We start from the raw sequence: 16,780 nt of genomic DNA on the forward strand, positions 1-16,780 counted from the left end.
TACACTCGCGGCTCCGCCGCGAGCACTCGACCAGCGGGAGTCGGGAGGGCGGGTCCTGCGGTGTGAGGTGCACACACTCCCGCTGGTTGAGTAGCGCGCGTCAGCGCGCGTATCGAAACCCTTCCCACGGTCCGCTACACGGGTCTCGATACGCTCGCGGCTGCGCCGCGAGCACTCGACCAGCGGGAGCGCAGCCGACCCCGCCCTCGAGGACGAACACGAACCGCCGCGTCAGAGCGCCGCGCGGCGGGCCTCCCAGCCGGTGCGCACCATCTCGTCGACCGTGTAGCGCATCGCCCAGTCGAGGTCGCGCGCGGCGAGGTCGCCCGTCGCGACGATGCGGTCGGGGTCGCCGGGCCGGCGGGGGCCGATCTCAGCGGTGAAGGGGATGCCGGTGACGCGCGCCACGGCATCCATGATCTCGCGCACCGACAGACCGTTCTGCGAGCCGAGGTTGTAGGCGGCCTCGATCGGCGCGCCCGAGAGCAGTCGCTGTGCCGCCACGACGTGCGCCGCCGCGATGTCGCCGACGTGCACGTAGTCGCGCACGTTGGTGCCGTCGGGGGTGTCGTAGTCGTCGCCGTTGATGCGCGGGGTCTCGTTCGCGATCAGCTTCTCGAACACGATCGGGAACAGATTGTGCGGGCTCGTGTCGTACACGCTCGGGTCGGCCGAGCCGACGACGTTGAAGTAGCGCAGCGAGGTGTGCCGCAGCGGGTGCTCCGAGTCGGCGGTCGCGACGGCCTGGTCGCGGATGAGCCACTCGCCGATGAGCTTCGACTCGCCGTAGGGGGATGCCGGACGCTTGGGCAGGTCCTCGGTCACGAGCGGCACGTCGGGCGTGCCGTACACCGCGGCGCTCGACGAGAACACGATGTTGTGCACTCCGGCATCCGCCATCGCCTCGAGCACGACGCGCGTGCCCTCGACGTTCTGCGCGTACGTGTGCAGGGGACGCTGCACCGAGACGCCCGCGTACTTGTACCCCGCGACGTGGATGACGCCCTCGACGTCGTGCTCGGCGAGGGCGCGCGTGACGAGCTCGCGGTCGAGGATCGTGCCGCGCACGAACGGCACGCCGTCGGGCACGAACTCCGCGTGGCCGCTGGAGAGGTCGTCGATGACGACGGGCGCGAGCCCCGCGCTGGAGAGCGCGCGGACGACGTGGGCGCCGATGTAGCCGGCACCGCCGGTCACAAGCCAGGACATGGAGACTCCTTCACACGGGATGCCGGGCGGATCGCCCCCGAAAGCCTATCCGCCGGTGCCTGTTGACGACGAGCGCCTGTGACGACGAATGCGGGAGAGAGCGGGTGTGGCAGGCTGCACGTATGAGCGCGCGGGTCGTCGTCGCCGTCGACGGATTCAAGGGATCGATCACGGCCGCCGACGCCGCCGCGGCGCTCGCCGACGGGTGGGGCGACGGGGCCGTGCTGCGGCCGATGGCCGACGGCGGCGAGGGGACGCTCGACGCCTTCGCCGCGGCCGTGCCGGGCGCCCGTCGCGTTCCCGTCACGGTGCGCGGGCCGCACGACGGACCCGTGGCGGCGCACTGGCTGCTGCTGCCGGACGGCACGGGCGTCGTCGAGCTCGCGTCGACGAGCGGGATCGAGCTGCTGAGCGACGGCCTGCGACCGTGGGATGCCGACACCCTCGGCTTCGGACAGGCGATCGCCGCGGCGATCGACGCCGGGGTCTCGCGCCTCGTGCTGGGCATCGGGTCGAGCGCGTCGACCGACGGCGGGGCGGGGATGCTGCGGGCGCTCGGCGCGCGGGTCCTGGACGCCGCGGGATCGCCGGCCGGAGCGGGCCTGCGAGGCCTGTGCGAGGCGGCATCCGTCGACCTCGACGGTCTGCGGCCGCTGCCGCCGGGCGGCGTGCGGGTGCTCTCCGACGTGACGAGCCCGCTGTGCGGGCCCGCCGGTGCGGCGGCGGTGTTCGGCCCGCAGAAGGGCCTGGATGCCGAGGGCGTCGCCGTGGCCGACGCGGCGCTCGCGCGATGGGCGGGACTGGTGGGCGTCGACCCGGCGGAGGCGGGCGCGGGCGCCGCGGGCGGCACGGGGTTCGCGCTGCTCGCGTGGGGCGGCCGGCTGGAGCCCGGGGCCCCCGCCGTCGCCGAACTGATCGGACTCGACGAGGCGATCGCGGGCGCGGACCTCGTCGTGACCGGCGAAGGCTCCTACGACGCGTCGTCGGCGGTCGGCAAGGTGCCCGCGCTCGTCGCCGAGCGCGCCCGGTGCGCGGGCGTGCCCGTCGCGCTCGTGGCGGGCCGCATCGCCGACGACGCCGACCTGTCGGGCTTCGCGGCATCCGTCTCGCTCACCGCCCTCGCCGGCTCCGCCGACGCCGCCCTCCGCGCCCCCGCCCAGTGGCTCCGCACCGCCGCCGCGGTCCTCCGCGCGGGTGTGTCGGGATCCGCGTAACGGTCCGTGGGGTGGGTTTCGATACGCCGCCTGCGGCGGCTACTCAACCAGCGGGGTGGGTGGGTGGTACGGCCGGCGGCGGGGGTGGGTGTGGGGTGCCTTTTCCCCCGCTGATCGAGTGCCCGCGGCGCAGCCGCGGGTGTATCGAGATCGGTGTAGCGGTCCGTTACAGGGGTTTCGATACGGTCCCGCCTCCGGCGGGCCCTACTCAACCAGCGGGGTGGGTGGGTGGTGCGGCCAGCGGGGTGGGATGCGTCGTACGCCCGCTGATCGAGTGCCCGCGGCGCAGCCGCGGGTGTATCGAGATCCGTGTAACGGTCCGTTACAGGGGTTTCGATACGGTCCCGCCTCCGGCGGGCCCTACTCAACCAGCGGGGTGTCCGCCGCCCCCGGGCGGTCAGCCGCCCAGGGCGGCGGACACGACGGCGCGGGCCTCGGACTGCACCTGGGCGAGGTGGTCGGCGCCGAGCAGCGACTCGGCGTAGAGCTTGTAGACGTCCTCGGTGCCCGACGGGCGGGCGGCGAACCAGGCATGCTGGGTCTGCACCTTGAGGCCGCCGATCGCCGCGCCGTTGCCGGGCGCGTGCGACAGCTTCGCGACGATGGGCTCGCCGGCCAGCTCGGTCGCCGTGACCGCCTCGGGTGCGAGCTTCGCGAGCGTCGCCTTCTGCTCGGGCGTGGCCACGGCATCCACCCGCTGGTACACGGAGGCGCCGAACTCGGCCTCGAGCTCCGCGTAGCGCTGCGACGGCGTCTTGCCCGTGACGGCGACGATCTCGGCGGCCAGGAGGCACAGGATGATGCCGTCCTTGTCGGTCGTCCACACGGTGCCGTCCTTGCGCAGGAACGACGCTCCCGCCGACTCCTCGCCGCCGAACGCGACCGAGCCGTCGATGAGGCCCGGCACGAACCACTTGAACCCGACGGGCACCTCGACGAGGCGACGGCCGAGCGACTCGGCGACGCGGTCGATGATCATCGACGACACGAGGGTCTTGCCGATCGCGGCATCCTGCGGCCAGCCGTCGCGGTGCCGGTACAGGTAGTCGATCGCGACCGCGAGGAAGTGGTTGGGGTTCATGAGCCCTGCGTCGGGCGTCACGATGCCGTGCCGGTCGGCATCCGCGTCGTTGCCGGTCAGCACGTCGAACTCGTCGCGCCGGGCGACGAGCGACGCCATCGCCGACGGGGACGACGGGTCCATGCGGATCTTCTCGTCCCAGTCGAGGGTCATGAACCGCCACGTCGGGTCGACCTCGGGGTTCACGACCGTGAGGTCGAGCCCGTAGCGTTCGCCGATGAGCGCCCAGTACTCGACCGAGGCGCCGCCGAGCGGGTCGGCGCCGATGCGCACGCCCGCGCGGGCGATGGCATCCAGGTCGATGATGTTCGCGAGATCGGCGACGTAGGCCTCGCGGTAGTCGTAGGTGCCGAGGCCCGACGCGTCGATGTCGGCGAAGCGCACGCGCCGCACGCCCTCCAGGCCCGCCGCGATCAGCTCGTTGGCGCGGTCGGCGATCCAGCTGGTCGCATCGGTGTCGGCGGGGCCGCCGTGCGGCGGGTTGTACTTGAAGCCGCCGTCGCGCGGGGGGTTGTGCGACGGGGTCACGACGATGCCGTCGGCGCGGCCCGGGTCGTCCAGCGCGCGGCCGCGGTTGTAGGTGAGGATCGCGAGGCTCAGCGCCGGCGTCGGCACCCACGAGTCGCGGGCGTCGACGCGCACGTCCACGCCGTTCGCGACGAGCACCTCGACCGCCGAGCGCTCCGCGGGGCGGGAGAGGCCGTGCGTGTCGCGTCCGAGGAACAGGGGGCCCGAGATGCCCTGGCCCGCGCGGTAGTCGACGATGGCCTGGGTCGTGGCGAGGATGTGGTCCTCGTTGAAGCTCGTCGACAGGCTCGAGCCGCGGTGGCCGCTCGTGCCGAAGGCGACGCGCTGCGCGGGCACGGCGGGATCGGGCTTGCGGTCGTAGTAGGCGGCGATCAGCTCGTCGATGTCGACGAGGTCGGATTCTTCGGCGGGATGTCCAGCGCGGCTCATAACAGACAGTCTGCCCCCTGGGGTGCCGTCGCGCCATCGTCCGGTACGCTCCTGCGCGCGCGAGGGTTAGGCTTAGGGCCCGTGACGACGCACCGCACCTACAGCTACCTCGGCCCGGCCGGCACGTTCACCGAGGCGGCGCTCGCGCAAGTGCCCGAGGCGCGCGGTCAGCACTGGCATCCCGTGCACAACGTCGGCGAGGCGCTGCGCGACGTGGTCGAGGGGCGATCGGATGCCGCGATGATCGCGATCGAGAACTCGATCGACGGCGGCGTGTCGACCGCGCAGGACGCCCTGGCGACGATGCCGGGCCTGCGGATCGTGGGCGAGTACCTCGTGCCCGTGAACTTCGTGCTCGTCGCCCGGCCCGGCACGCGCATCGAGGACGTCTCGCTCGTCGCCGCGCACCCCGTCGCCTACGCGCAGTGCCTGCACTGGCTGAGCGAGCACGTCCCCGGCCACCAGCACCTGCCGGCCGCGAGCAACGTCGCCTCCGCGATGGGCCTGCTCGACGGCTCGAGCGATGCGGATGCCGCGGTCGCGGCCCCCGGCATCCTCGAGCACCACGATCTGGAGCTGCTCGCCTCGGAGATCGGCGACAACGCCAACGCCGTCACCCGGTTCGTGCTCGTCTCGCGCACCGCGCCGCCGCCCCCGCCCACGGGCGCCGACAAGACGTCGCTCATCGCCGAGCTGCCCGACGACCACGCGGGCGCCCTGCTCGAGCTGCTCGAGCAGTTCTCCACGCGCGGCATCAACCTGTCGCTCATCCAGTCGCGTCCCATCGGCGACGCGCTCGGACGCTACCGCTTCATCATCGACGCCGACGGGCACATCCGCGACGAGCGCATGGCCGACGCCCTGCTGGGCCTGCGCCGCTTCTCGCCGAAGGTCATCTACCTCGGCTCGTACCCGCGCGCCGACCGTCAGGTCGTGCGCTACAGCGACCGCTACGGCGACGACGTGTTCGTCGAGGCGCGCGACTGGCTCCGCGCCTTGCTCTCCGGCGCCCCCGAGGCCTGACCCCTGCCGCCCCGGGGTTCGGGGGCTTCCCTTTTTTCTTGCCCCGGTTTTTCTTGCCCTGCCTTTTTGCCCTCCCTGGGTTCTTGCCCTCCCTGGGTTCTTGCCCTCCCTGGGTTCTTGCCCTCCCTGGGTTCTTGCCCTCCCTGGGTTCTTGCTCTCTTGGGCTCTTGCCTTCTGGGCCTCCTTCCCTCTTCCCCGTCAACCGCGGCAAAGTGCGGGTGCGGGCGCGCGTGATGCGCAATTCACCGCGGTTGAAATTTGGGGATGGTGGGGTCCCTTTGCCCAACCGCGGCAAAGTGCGGGTACCCGAGTATGCGACCCGCAGTTTGCCGCGGTTGAAACCCAGGGCTTAGGGAGGCCAGGGGGTAGGGAGGCCAGGGGGTAGGGATGCCAGGGGGTAGGGATGCCCGTGACAGGGATGCCACAGGGGAGGGATGCCCGAGGCGGGGATGCCGCAGGGCAAAGGTTCCAGGGCTTATCCAGGGCTTAGCAGAGGACGCCAGGCGAGGACACCAGGGGGCGAGGGCGCCAGGAGCAGGGCCCGCGGGCGTCAGGAGAACAGCTGCTCGAGGGTCTGCACGCGGCCCGGCGCGGCATCCACGGGCTCGGCGTCGTAGGCGCCCGCGACGAGTGAGACCATCACCTCGTCGACGCCGTGCTGCGCGGCGAACGCGGCGAGCCGCTCGCGCACCTCGGCGCCCGCGCCGACGAACCAGCGCCGCCGCAGCGCGTCGATGAGGGGTGCCGCGAAGTGGTCCTCGGTCTCGGCGGCGGCCGCCTGCTCCACGGTCTCCAGCGGCGCCATCGGACGGTTGCCGCGCAGCCGCGCCATCATGCGCGCGTAGGGCAGCATGCGCTCCTCGGCCTCCTCCGCCGTGGGGGAGGCGATGACGTTCGCCGTGATGAAGGTACGCGGCTCGGCCGCGATCTCCGACGGACGGAACTGCGACCGGTAGAGCTGCAGCGCGCGCTCGAGGCCCTCGCCCGCGAAGTGGTTCGCGAACACGTACGGCAGGCCCTGCGCGGCGGCGAGCTGCGCCGAGTAGTCGCTCGAGCCGAGCAGCCACACCTCCGGCAGGCCGCCCGCGGCGGGCGTCGCGAGCACGCGGTACTCCTCGCCCGAGACGAAGCGCACGGTCGCGCCGGTGGGGGAGGCGAGGGCGAGGATGTCGTTCACGTGCTCGGGAAAGCGGTCGACGTCGCTCGTCGTGCCGCTGCGGCGCAGCAGCTGCGTGATGACGGGATCGCTGCCGGGCGCGCGGCCGATGCCGAGGTCGATGCGCCCCGGCGCGAGGGCCTCGAGCGCGGCGAACTGCTCGGCGACGATGAGCGGCGAGTGGTTGGGCAGCATGACGCCGCCCGAGCCGAGGCGCACGCGCTCGGTGCGCATCGCGGCCGCGGCGGCCAGCACGGGCGGCGACGTCGACGCGACCGAGGGCATGTTGTGGTGCTCGGCGAACCAGTAGCGGCGCACGCCGAGCCGGTCGGCGAGCTCGACGAGCGCGAGCGACGACGCGACCGCCTGGGCGCTCGTCTGTCCGGCACGCACGGGGACGAGGTCAAGAACCGAGATCTCGGGAGTCATCGAAGGATGCAACTCCTCGCATCCCGCTCGCATTCCCGTCTCTCTTCCCCGGGCTTCGACCGCGGCAAACTGCGGCCTACGGGACCCAGCACGCGCACTTTGCCGCGGTTGAGCAGGAGAGCAATGAGGCGAGCAGGAGAGCAATGAGGTAAGCAGGAGCAATGAGGTGAGCAGGAGCAGATGAGTGCGGGGAAAGGCGCCGCTCCGCGAACTCAGCCCCGTACGCGATGCCCGCGCGGCACCGCGATGAGCAGGCCGCCCGCCACGACCCGCACCGCGACGTGCGTCGCCTCGCCGAACTCGTCGCCGTCGAGCTGCACGGGCCGCGGCTCGGCGGCGGCGATGTCGATGCCCGTGCCGCGCGCGTAGATCACGGCGTTGTCGGCCGTGCGCAGCGCGAGCACGCGCCGGCCGGCGCGGAAGCGTCGCAGCACGCTGTTGTCCCAGGCCACGCGGCGCCACACGAGCAGCCAGCCGAACGCGCCCTTCGGCTGGAACAGCGCGACGTCGAGCTCGCCGTCGGAGACCGACGCCTCGGGGATGAGCTCGAGCCCCGCCGGCAGCGAGCCGCAGTTGGCGAACAGCGCGCTGTGCACGTTCGCGCGGTGCATGCGGTGCCCGGGCAGCTGGTACATGATCGAGAACGGCTTCGCGCGCACGAGCGAGCGCGCGGCGCCGTCGACGTACGCGACCCATCCGACGCGCTTCTTCAGACTGCCGCTGGTGTTCGCGATCATCGCGGCGTCGAGGCCCATGCCGCCCATGACGACGAACGCGAACTCGTCGACCTCCCGGTCGGGCCGGCGCAGCCGGGCGAAGCCCACGTCGATGCGGGTCGTCTCGCCGTCGAACGCCGCGCGGACCATCGCGTCGGCGTCGTCGAGCGGCAGGCGGATGTTGCGGGCGAGCAGGTTGCCCGTGCCGCTCGGCACGATCGCGAGCGGCACGTCCGACCCCGCCATCGCCTGGCTGGCCGCGCGCACCGTGCCGTCGCCGCCCGCGACGAGCACGACCGCGGCGCCCGCGTCGAGCGCCGCGCGGGCCTGGCCTTCGCCCACGTCGTCGACGGTCGTCTCGAAGAAGAGGGGCGGATGCCAGCCGGCATCCGCCGACGCCGCCTCGACCTGCGCGCGCAGCCGCGCGGCGTCGACCTTGATGGGGTTGTAGACGAGCGCCGCACGTCGCGGTGCGGGGGAGCTCGTCGTCATGGGCCAACGATACCCCGCCGGGTAAGCTTGACCGGGTGATCGATCTGGCCCTTCTGCGCGACAACCCCGACCTGGTCAAGAGCTCTCAGCGGGCGCGCGGATTGTCGCCCGAGACCGTCGACGCGGCGCTGGACGCCGACCGCGCCCGGCGCGCGGCGATCACCGCGTTCGAGGAGCTGCGGGCCGAGCAGAACGCGCACGGCAAACGGGTCGCCCAGGCGCCGAAGGACGAGAAGGCCGCGCTCGTCGCGCAGGCCAAGGAGCTGAGCGACCGCGTCAAGCAGGCGCAGCTCGCGGTGACCGCGGCGGAGGACGCCGCGGGGCAGGCGCTCGCGCTCGTCGAGAACGTCGTGATCGACGGCGTGCCGGCGGGCGGCGAGGACGACTTCGTCACGTTGCGCACGCACGGGGAGCCGGCATCCTTCGACTTCGAGCCGCTCGACCACCTCGCGCTCGGCGAGAGGCTCGGCGCGATCGACATGGAGCGCGGCACCAAGGTGTCGGGCTCGCGGTTCTACTTCCTCACCGGCATCGGCGCGCGCCTGGAGTACGCGCTCATGTCGTTCGCGCTGCAGCGCGCCGTCGAGGCCGGCTTCGTGCCGATGATCCCGCCCACGCTCGTGCGGCCCGAGGTCATGCGCGGCACGGGCTTCCTCGGCAGCCACGCCGACGAGGTGTACCGGCTCGAGGCCGACGACCTGTACCTCGTGGGCACGAGCGAGGTGCCCCTCGCCGGCTACCACATGGACGAGATCATCGACCTCGCCGCGGGCGCCAAGCGCTACGCGGGCTGGTCGACGTGCTACCGGCGCGAGGCGGGCTCGTACGGCAAGGACACGCGCGGCATCATCCGCGTGCACCAGTTCAACAAGCTGGAGATGTTCGTCTACGCGTCGCCCGACGACGCCGAGGCCGAGCACGTGCGCCTCGTCGAGCTGCAGGAGCGGATGATGCAGGACCTCGGCCTCGCGTACCGCGTGATCGACGTCGCGGCCGGCGACCTGGGGTCGAGCGCCGCGCGCAAGTACGACATCGAGGCGTGGGTGCCCACGCAGGGCGCGTACCGCGAGCTCACGTCGACCTCGAACTGCACGACCTATCAGGCGCGCCGGCTCGACATCCGGCACCGCCCCTCCGGTGAGAAGGGCGGCGGCAGGACGCAGCACGTCGCGACGCTCAACGGCACTCTCGCGACGACCCGCTGGCTCGTCGCCCTGCTCGAGACGCACCAGCGCGCCGACGGATCGGTCGTGATCCCCGAGCCGCTGCGTCCGTATCTCGGCGGGATCGAGGTCGCGGAGCCGATCGCGTGACGGGCATCCTGCCGACGGGTCCCGTGCCGACGGGGCCCGCGGAGGCCGAGCCCCGGCGGACCGATCGGCTGCTCATCGCGCTCGACGTCGACGGCACGGTGCTGCTCGAGGACGAGTCGCTGAGCCCCGGCGTCGTCGACGCCGTCGCGCACGCGCGCCGCGCGGGCCACGAGGTGATGATCGCCACGGGACGGTCGTGGTCGGGGACCCGGGGCGTCGTGCACGTGCTGGGCCTGGAGCCCGAGTACGTCGTGTGCTCCAACGGGGCCGTGACCCTCAAGCGCATGGGCGGCGACTTCGCCGACGAGGACTGGTACGTGCGCCACCGCGTCGAGACGTTCGACGCGACCGAGGTGCTCACGCTGCTGCGCGAGCACCTGCCCGAGGGCAGCTATCTCGTCGAGCTGGCCGACGGCTCGCGCAAGTACACGGAGCACGTGCACGACTGGAACCTCGCCGGCGCGCGCCGCGTGACCTTCGAGGAGCTCGCCGGCGAGCCCGTGTGCCGCGTCGTCGTGGTCTCGACCGAGAACACCAACGGCGAGTTCATGGAGCGCGTCGCGCGCATCGGCCTGTCGGAGGTGTCGTACTCGGTCGGATGGTCGGCGTGGCTCGACATCGCGCCGCAGGGCGTCGACAAGTCCACGGCGCTCGAGCGCGTGCGGCAGGAGCTCGGCTTCGCGCCCGAGAACGTGATGGTGCTCGGCGACGGCCGCAACGACATCGGCATGTTCCGCTGGGCGCGTCAGGGCGGCGGCCGGGCGATCGCGATGGGGCAGGGCCCCGAGGAGGTGCGCCTCGAGGCGACCGAGACGACCGCGAGCGTGTACGACGGCGGCGTCGCCGACATCCTCCGCCGGCTCTAGAGCGCCCGCCGACCGTGCCTCGTGGCGCGCGGCGGTGTGCACAATTCAGGAAGAACGGGCTGCGGGCGGGCTCCGGGCCGCCGCACGCGGGGTTCCTCCTGAGTCGTGCGCGCGTCGGCGCGGCCGCTCCGCCGCCGCTCGGCCGTCTTGCAGGGGGCGCACAGCCGCCCGCGCGACAATGGACGGCGGATGCCTCGACTAGACTCGACGCCGTTCGACGGATGCCGGCAGGCTCCGCCGGGAGGGTTGTCCGAGCGGCCGAAGGATCCGGTCTTGAAAACCGGTGGGCAGCAATGCCCCGTGGGTTCGAATCCCACACCCTCCGCTGGTGTGACCGAGGCCCCCGAAGGGGGTCGCGGGCACACCGTCCGGGGCAGCGGGTTCGAACCTTCGGGTGGGCCCCTGCCGCCAGGAGGCTCCACGGAGCGCGAAGCGATCCGCGGAGAGGCGGGAGGGACGAATCCCACACCCTCCGCACAATGACACGAGAAGGATGCCCGTGAGCCCCAGGAAGGCCCCGCGTCACCGGCCCGTCGCCCGGCACGGCATCCTCACCCAGCCGCATCCGCTCGTGCAGCTGCTCACGGTGCTCGGCGCGGCCGTCGTCGTGGTCGTGCTGAGCACGAGCCTGGTCGGCGCGTTCACCGTGTGGGACGCCGCGCGGGCCGTCGAGGAGACGTCGGTCGACATCGGCACCGCGAGCCAGGACCTGCCCGCCGTCGGCGAGATCGAGGGCGGCGTCAACCTGCTGCTCGTCGGCACCGACTCGTGCGAGGGCCAGGACCTCGCGCTGTTCCCGCGCTGCGCGGAGGACGAGGGCGGCGAGCGCAACGACGTGACGATGCTCGTGCACATCAGCGACGAGCCGCGCCGCGTGACGGTCGTCTCGTTCCCGCGCGACATGATCGTCGACATCCCGTCGTGCACCGACGCCGACGGCAACGAGACCTACCCGTCGACCGACATGCTCAACGCGTCATACTTCTACGGCGGGCTGGCGTGCTCGGCGAAGACGATCTCGGAGCTCACGGGCGTCGAGATCCAGTACGCCGCCGCGATCCGCTGGACCGGCGTCATCAACATGTCCGACGCGATCGGCGGCGTCGACGTGTGCGTCTCGGGCGAGATCAGCGACACCCACACGGGCCTGCACCTGACCGAGGGCCACCACACGCTGCAGGGCGCCGAGGCGCTGCAGTTCCTGCGCATCCGGCACGGCATCGGCGACGGCTCCGACCTGGGCCGCATCTCGAACCAGCAGCAGTTCATGAGCTCGCTCGTGCGCAAGCTGCAGTCCGACGGGGTGCTGAACAACCCGCAGGTGCTCTACACGTTCGCGACGACGGCGCTCAAGCAGGTCAACAGCTCGCCGCCGCAGCTGCTCGTCAGCAGCTCGCTCGCGAACCCCTGGACCATGGTGCAGATCGCGATGGCCGTGCGCAGCGTGCCGTTCGAGGACATCGTGTTCGTGCAGTACCCGACCGTGTACGCCGAGGGCGGCATGCGCGTGCTGCCCGTCGTCGAGGATGCCGACGTGCTGTTCGCCGCGCTCGCCGAGAACCAGTCGCTCATGCTCACGGGCGGCACGAGCGGCGGCTACGGCACCGAGGTCGTCGGCGACGCGCAGGCTCCGGGCGAGTCCACGGCGACGCCCACGCCGACCGAGCCCGACGCCGACGGCGAGCCCGTCGAGGGCGAGCCGGGCGAGGACGGCACGGTCGAGGAGCCGCCCGTCACGGAGGAGCCCACCGTGCCCGCCGGCACCGCGGTGCTGCCCGGCAGCATCACGGGACAGACCGCCCTCCAGGTCACCTGCACTGTTCCCGAGTGAGCCGCGCGTCGGGTTATGATGTTCTGGTGCGTCCGCGCGTCGGATGCCACGGAGACGTCGCATAGTCAGGCCTAGTGCACCACCCTGCTAAGGTGGAGTCCTCGCAAGGGGACCGAGGGTTCAAATCCCTCCGTCTCCGCCATATTTTCCCTGGTCGGACTGCATTTCCCGGTCTCCTCCGGCGAAGCATCGCGAGTCTTCGGCATCCTGAGCGCATCCCTCACTCGGTTTCGCCCCGCGCCCCCGTCTTCGTGCGCGCGTAGTGGGCGCGCACGCGGTTGCGGTTTCCGCAGTCCGCGGAGCTGCACCACCGGCGGTTGTGCAGGCGGGAGGTGTCGAGGAAGACCCAGCCGCAGTGCCGGTCTTCGCAGCGGTGGAACCGCAGGATCGCGTCCGACGTCAGGAGTCTCGCGAGCTCGAGGGCGAGGCGGTGCCGGGGGGTCGCGAGATCGAGGGGTGCGGGAGCCCAGGTCCATGCGCCGCCGGGTGTGCGCCGCAGCTGGCTGTGGGCGTGTGCCGACGGCAGCTGCTGCTGGAGGGCAGCGGGCTCGCGATCGTCGGTGAGCGCGTCGTAGGTGTCGTCGCGCAGCTCGATCGCCCGGGCGTGCTCGGCGGCCGCGGCCTCGGGCCGCTCGTCCGCCTGCCGGGCCAGTGACCGCGTCTCGGCCTCGGAGAGCAGTCCGACCTGCTGTGTCCACGAGAGCAGGTGCGGATAGGTGGGCAGTCCCTCGTGTCGCCGTGCGGGGTCGAGCCGCCAGCCGACGGTGTTGAAGAAGTCCATCGCGACGTCGCCGCCCAGTCTCGACGGCGTGACTCTCGGCAGTTCCATGATCCTAATTCCTCAGCTCGCTCTTGGCTGTTAGCCTAGTGCCTAATGTCTTTCTAGTGAATAGGGAATTAGGGATGCGGCGACCGTCACCGTTCGGCGCCCTGTGGGCGTCACAGGGCACGTCGAACGCGGCCGACGGGATCCTGGCGGCTGCGGCGCCGCTGCTGATGGCGGCGCTGACGCGCGATCCGCTGGCCGTCGCGGGGATGACGGTGGCGCAGTTCCTGCCTCGGCTGCTGTTCGCGCTGCCCGCGGGCGCCCTCACCGACCGGATGGACCGTCGATGGATCCTGGTCGGCGGGAACCTCCTGCGCGGCGCCGGGTTCGCCCTCCTCGCGACCGCGGTGGCGCTGGGCTGGGAGAGCATCTGGCTGCTCTACGCGGCGGTCTTCGTCGCGGGGGCCGCGGAGACGCTCGTCGACAACGCCGCGCTCACGGTCCCGCCCCGTGTCGTGCCCCGGGAGAGGCTCGAGCGTGCGAACGGCCGGCTCCTCGCCACGCAGTCCGTCATCGACGCCTTCGTCGGCCCTCCCGTCGGCTCGGCCCTCATGGCGATCGCGGCCACGCTCGCCTTCTTCACGAGCGCCGGGCTCTTCGCGGTCGCGGGTCTCGCCGCGCTTCTGCTCCCGCGACTCCTGCCGACGGCGCACGAGAGGATGCCGGGTGTCGCATCCGCCTCGGTCCTGGCCGAGATCGGGGACGGGTGGGCCTTCTTCTGGGGCCACCGTCTCCTGCGCCGCGTCGCCTTCATCTCCGCGGCGATCAACTTCTTCGCGACCGCGACCGGAGCCATCCTGGTCCTGCTCGCGACCGGCCCGCTCGGCGTGCCCGAGGCGGCGTACGGGCTCTTCCTCTCCGTGCCGGCGGCCGGTGCGATCCTCGGATCGCTGCTGGCCGAGAAGGTCATCCGGCGGATCGGCGGAGGGCCCGTGACCTGGGCGGCCGCGCTCGTGCCGGCGATCAGCTACCTGACGCTGGGGGTGTCCGACGACCTCGTCCTCGTGCTGGCGACCATGTTCCTCGCCGCGGTCGCCACCGCGTGCAACCAGATCGTCGTCTCCACGCTGCGTCAGGCAGCCGTCCCCGACGCGCTCCTCGGACGGGTCACGGCCGCCTACCGCCTGATCGTGCTGGGCGTCGTGCCCCTCGGAGCGCTCGCCGGTGGCATCCTGGGCAGCGTCCTCGGCATCCGTCCCACGTTCGTCGTCGTCGCCGTCGGTCTCGCGATCGCGGCGTGCCTCCTCGCCCCGCGCGTGACGACGTCGGCGCTGCGCCGGGCGGAACGGGGGTGACGGGTGTCTCTTCGCGCCTTCGGGCTCGGGGCGGTCTGACTGTCCGCTCACATGATGTTCACGCGCCGAGGTCCGGGTCTCCGTCCGTTGGTGCCCGCAGGATCGCCGCGTGTTCGAGCGTCGCCTCGGCTGCTCGTGACCTGAGAGCGGCCTCCGGGGCGAACCCGGCGACGACCCCAGGCGGCTGTCTGACTCGAGGAGGTCCCTGCTGCTCACCGCTGCCGCAGTGGCAGATGTCGGCGGCGCTCGAACTCTGGACGCTTTCGGCGCTCGAAAAGTGAACGGTTGCGGGCAGTCTAGCTAGGTGTTTCGTCGGTGGTGGTGCGGATGCTGGGGAGGCTGTCGATGCCGCGGCCGCGGAGTCGGTAGCTGGCGCCTTTGAGGGTGAGGACGTCGGCGTGGTGAACGATGCGGTCGATCATCGCGGCGGCAACGGCCTGGTCGCCGAAGACCCCTCCCCAGCTGGAGAACGGCAGGTTCGAGGTCAGGATCAGTGACGCGTGCTCGTAGCGGCTGGAGACGAGTTGGAAGAACAGGTTCGCTGCGTCTTGTTCGAACGGGAGGTAGCCGACTTCGTCGACGATGATCAGCCCGTAACGCCGCAGCCGGGCGAGCTCTTTCGGGAGGTTGCCTTGCCGGTGGGCGTCGGTGAGGCGGGTGACCCAGTCGGTCGCGGTCGCGAACAGCACTCGGTGCCCGTGGCGGGCGGCGACGATTCCGAGCGCGGTCGCGAGGTGGGTCTTCCCGGTTCCGGGAGGGCCGAGCAGGACCACGTTCTGCGCTTCGAGGAGGAACCCTCCCGAAGCGAGCGCCGCGATCTGCTGCCGAGTGGCTGGTTGCGCGTCCCAGTCGAAGTCCTCGAGCGTCTTCCGGCTCGGGAACCCGGCCGCTTTGATCCGCAGCTCCGCGCCGGAAGCGTTGCGAGCGCTCACTTCGCGTTCGAGGACGGCGGCGAGGTAGTCCTCGAACGACCACCCGGCGTCGCGTGCTTGGTCCGCCATCCGGGCTGCGGCCTCCGTGATCCGGGGTGCCTTGAGTGCGCCGGCGAGGTAGGTGATCTGCTTCACCGACTCGCTGGTCTTCGAGGTAGCCATCAGGCGACTCCTTCGATCCCGAACGCCCGGTCGTAGTCCGCGAGATCACGCGCCAGGTCATCAACGGGATCAGGACGTGGGGTCTGGAACTGTTGCCGCAGCCGTTTCGCGGCCTCCAGATGTGCGGGATCGGTGATCGTGGAGCCGCGCGCCCAGACCCGCGCGTGGTCAGCGACCAGCCTGTCCTCCAGGCGCACCCGAACACGGTCGAGATCGGCGATTACGTCGACAAACCGGCCTATCGCGGCGGGATCGACGGAGTAGTCGCTCGCGTCGAGGCGGACGTAGTAGTCCCGCCCGAGGCGGACTCGTTCTCGCCAGCCCAGTTGCAGCGGGATCGGCGGCAACGGGAGCATCCGTGAACGGTCGTGGCCGATCAGATCGACCGGGCGTGCCTTGATCGTCCGCACCACCCTCGCGTTCGCTCTCTCCAGCCAGCCCTCCAGCTGGGCGTTGAAGTCCGCCGGGGAAGTGAACGTGCGGCCGGGCATGAACGAGGTCTCGAGCCAGCCGTTGCGGCGCTCCACGATCCCTTTCGATTCCGGGTCGTAGGGCCTCAGCTGCACGACCTTCGTCGCGAGGGTCCCCGCGAACGCCGCAACACCTTGCGCGAGGCGGCCGCGCTGCCCGATGCCGGACTCGTTGTCCCAGATCAGCCGCCGCGGGACCGCGCCGAGCCGTTGGATGAGATCCCAGTGCCCGAGCAGCAGATCCTCCGTCTTCCTGGTCGGGATCATCCGCGCAGTCACGAACCGCGAATGCGCCGCGACGATCACCAACACCGGCAACAGCGCCGTCGTGCCGTCCTCGAGCGGGATCTTCCGCGGCGGGAACCAGAGATCACATTGAGCCGCATCGCCCGCCGCCCACGAGAGCCGATCCGCCGGGTCGACCGGGTGATGCTCAGGTCGCAGTCTCACGACATTGTCCCGGAACCAGCGGATCGAGCCCTCCCAACCAACCCGCTCCGCGAGCACCGTCGCCGGCATCCGCGGATGCTCGGCGAGCAACGCCCGCACCCGCACCTCGAACGGCGTGAACGACGTCGGCCGCGGCGACCGCTCATACTTCGGCGGCCCGTCGGAGTTCACCGCCTTGATCACGGTCGTCCGCGAGATCCCCAACCGCGCCGCGATCTGCGCTTTCGGAACCCCGTCCGAAGCCAGCCTCCTGATCAGCGCCCAGTCTTCCAAAGTGATCACTCTCCAATCGTTGAGTGTCCACTTTTCGAGCGCCGCTATCGATCAGTTCTCAAGCGCCGTCGACAGCAGATGAGGT

13 protein-coding genes and 2 tRNA genes are annotated in these 16,780 nt (G+C 71.6%); 8 read left to right on the plus strand and 7 right to left on the minus strand.

The window, feature by feature from the left end:
• Nucleotides 1–231 precede the first annotated feature (231 nt).
• Nucleotides 232–1,209 (minus strand): UDP-glucose 4-epimerase GalE, encoded by a 978-nt coding sequence (galE, locus tag AOA12_RS02935; RefSeq protein WP_054679929.1) that lies wholly within the window; start codon nucleotides 1,207–1,209, stop codon nucleotides 232–234.
• A 122-nt stretch (nucleotides 1,210–1,331) separates the two neighbouring features.
• Between galE and AOA12_RS02940 the strand changes: the two genes are divergently transcribed.
• Nucleotides 1,332–2,423 (plus strand): glycerate kinase, encoded by a 1,092-nt coding sequence (locus tag AOA12_RS02940; protein ID WP_054679932.1) that lies wholly within the window; start codon nucleotides 1,332–1,334, stop codon nucleotides 2,421–2,423.
• Nucleotides 2,424–2,820: 397 nt separating this feature from the next.
• On the opposite strand, the gene pgm is transcribed toward AOA12_RS02940, so the two are convergent.
• The gene (gene pgm / locus AOA12_RS02945; protein WP_054679935.1) at nucleotides 2,821–4,461 is read right to left on the minus strand and encodes a phosphoglucomutase (alpha-D-glucose-1,6-bisphosphate-dependent); all 1,641 of its coding nucleotides are present in this window, start codon (nucleotides 4,459–4,461) and stop codon (nucleotides 2,821–2,823) included.
• An 81-nt stretch (nucleotides 4,462–4,542) separates the two neighbouring features.
• On the opposite strand from pgm, the gene pheA reads away from it, so the two are divergent.
• Nucleotides 4,543–5,484 (plus strand): prephenate dehydratase, encoded by a 942-nt coding sequence (gene pheA / locus AOA12_RS02950; RefSeq protein ID WP_231637166.1) that lies wholly within the window; start codon nucleotides 4,543–4,545, stop codon nucleotides 5,482–5,484.
• 550 nt (nucleotides 5,485–6,034) lie between these two features.
• Here pheA and AOA12_RS02955 read toward each other — a convergent pair.
• Nucleotides 6,035–7,069, minus strand: coding sequence for an LLM class flavin-dependent oxidoreductase (locus tag AOA12_RS02955; RefSeq protein ID WP_231637167.1), 1,035 nt, complete (start codon nucleotides 7,067–7,069; stop codon nucleotides 6,035–6,037).
• A gap of 212 nt (nucleotides 7,070–7,281) precedes the next feature.
• Nucleotides 7,282–8,277, minus strand: coding sequence for a diacylglycerol/lipid kinase family protein (locus AOA12_RS02960; RefSeq protein WP_054679941.1), 996 nt, complete (start codon nucleotides 8,275–8,277; stop codon nucleotides 7,282–7,284).
• 35 nt (nucleotides 8,278–8,312) lie between these two features.
• Here AOA12_RS02960 and serS point away from each other — a divergent pair, with 35 nt between their 5' ends.
• From serS to AOA12_RS02985, 5 genes are all read left to right on the plus strand, one after another.
• Nucleotides 8,313–9,590 (plus strand): serine--tRNA ligase, encoded by a 1,278-nt coding sequence (gene serS / locus AOA12_RS02965; protein ID WP_054679944.1) that lies wholly within the window; start codon nucleotides 8,313–8,315, stop codon nucleotides 9,588–9,590.
• Nucleotides 9,591–9,595: 5 nt separating this feature from the next.
• The gene (locus AOA12_RS02970) at nucleotides 9,596–10,456 is read left to right on the plus strand and encodes an HAD family hydrolase (RefSeq protein ID WP_231637231.1); all 861 of its coding nucleotides are present in this window, start codon (nucleotides 9,596–9,598) and stop codon (nucleotides 10,454–10,456) included.
• Between the two features lie 240 nt (nucleotides 10,457–10,696).
• Nucleotides 10,697–10,781, plus strand: a tRNA-Ser gene (locus AOA12_RS02975).
• A 174-nt stretch (nucleotides 10,782–10,955) separates the two neighbouring features.
• The gene (locus tag AOA12_RS02980; RefSeq protein ID WP_231637168.1) at nucleotides 10,956–12,287 is read left to right on the plus strand and encodes an LCP family protein; all 1,332 of its coding nucleotides are present in this window, start codon (nucleotides 10,956–10,958) and stop codon (nucleotides 12,285–12,287) included.
• A 50-nt stretch (nucleotides 12,288–12,337) separates the two neighbouring features.
• Nucleotides 12,338–12,429: transfer RNA gene (locus tag AOA12_RS02985), tRNA-Ser, on the plus strand.
• A 78-nt stretch (nucleotides 12,430–12,507) separates the two neighbouring features.
• Here AOA12_RS02985 and AOA12_RS23795 read toward each other — a convergent pair.
• Nucleotides 12,508–13,116, minus strand: coding sequence for a CGNR zinc finger domain-containing protein (locus tag AOA12_RS23795; RefSeq protein WP_054679950.1), 609 nt, complete (start codon nucleotides 13,114–13,116; stop codon nucleotides 12,508–12,510).
• Nucleotides 13,117–13,190: 74 nt separating this feature from the next.
• On the opposite strand from AOA12_RS23795, the gene AOA12_RS02995 reads away from it, so the two are divergent.
• The gene (locus tag AOA12_RS02995) at nucleotides 13,191–14,408 is read left to right on the plus strand and encodes an MFS transporter (RefSeq protein WP_054679953.1); all 1,218 of its coding nucleotides are present in this window, start codon (nucleotides 13,191–13,193) and stop codon (nucleotides 14,406–14,408) included.
• Nucleotides 14,409–14,704: 296 nt separating this feature from the next.
• Here AOA12_RS02995 and istB read toward each other — a convergent pair whose 3' ends face one another.
• Together istB and istA are read right to left on the minus strand one after the other, a co-directional pair.
• Nucleotides 14,705–15,502 carry an IS21-like element helper ATPase IstB gene (gene istB / locus AOA12_RS03000; RefSeq protein ID WP_054678490.1) on the minus strand — a complete coding sequence of 266 codons (798 nt, stop codon included), beginning with the start codon at nucleotides 15,500–15,502 and terminating at the stop codon, nucleotides 14,705–14,707.
• On the minus strand, nucleotides 15,502–16,704 hold the full coding sequence (istA, locus tag AOA12_RS03005; protein WP_082405821.1) for an IS21 family transposase: 1,203 nt from the start codon (nucleotides 16,702–16,704) through the stop codon (nucleotides 15,502–15,504). Before istA ends, istB begins: the two co-directional genes overlap by 1 nt.
• Nucleotides 16,705–16,780 lie beyond the last annotated feature (76 nt).

Origin of the sequence: Microbacterium sp. No. 7, from assembly GCF_001314225.1 — a bacterium.
GTDB lineage: Bacteria > Actinomycetota > Actinomycetes > Actinomycetales > Microbacteriaceae > Microbacterium.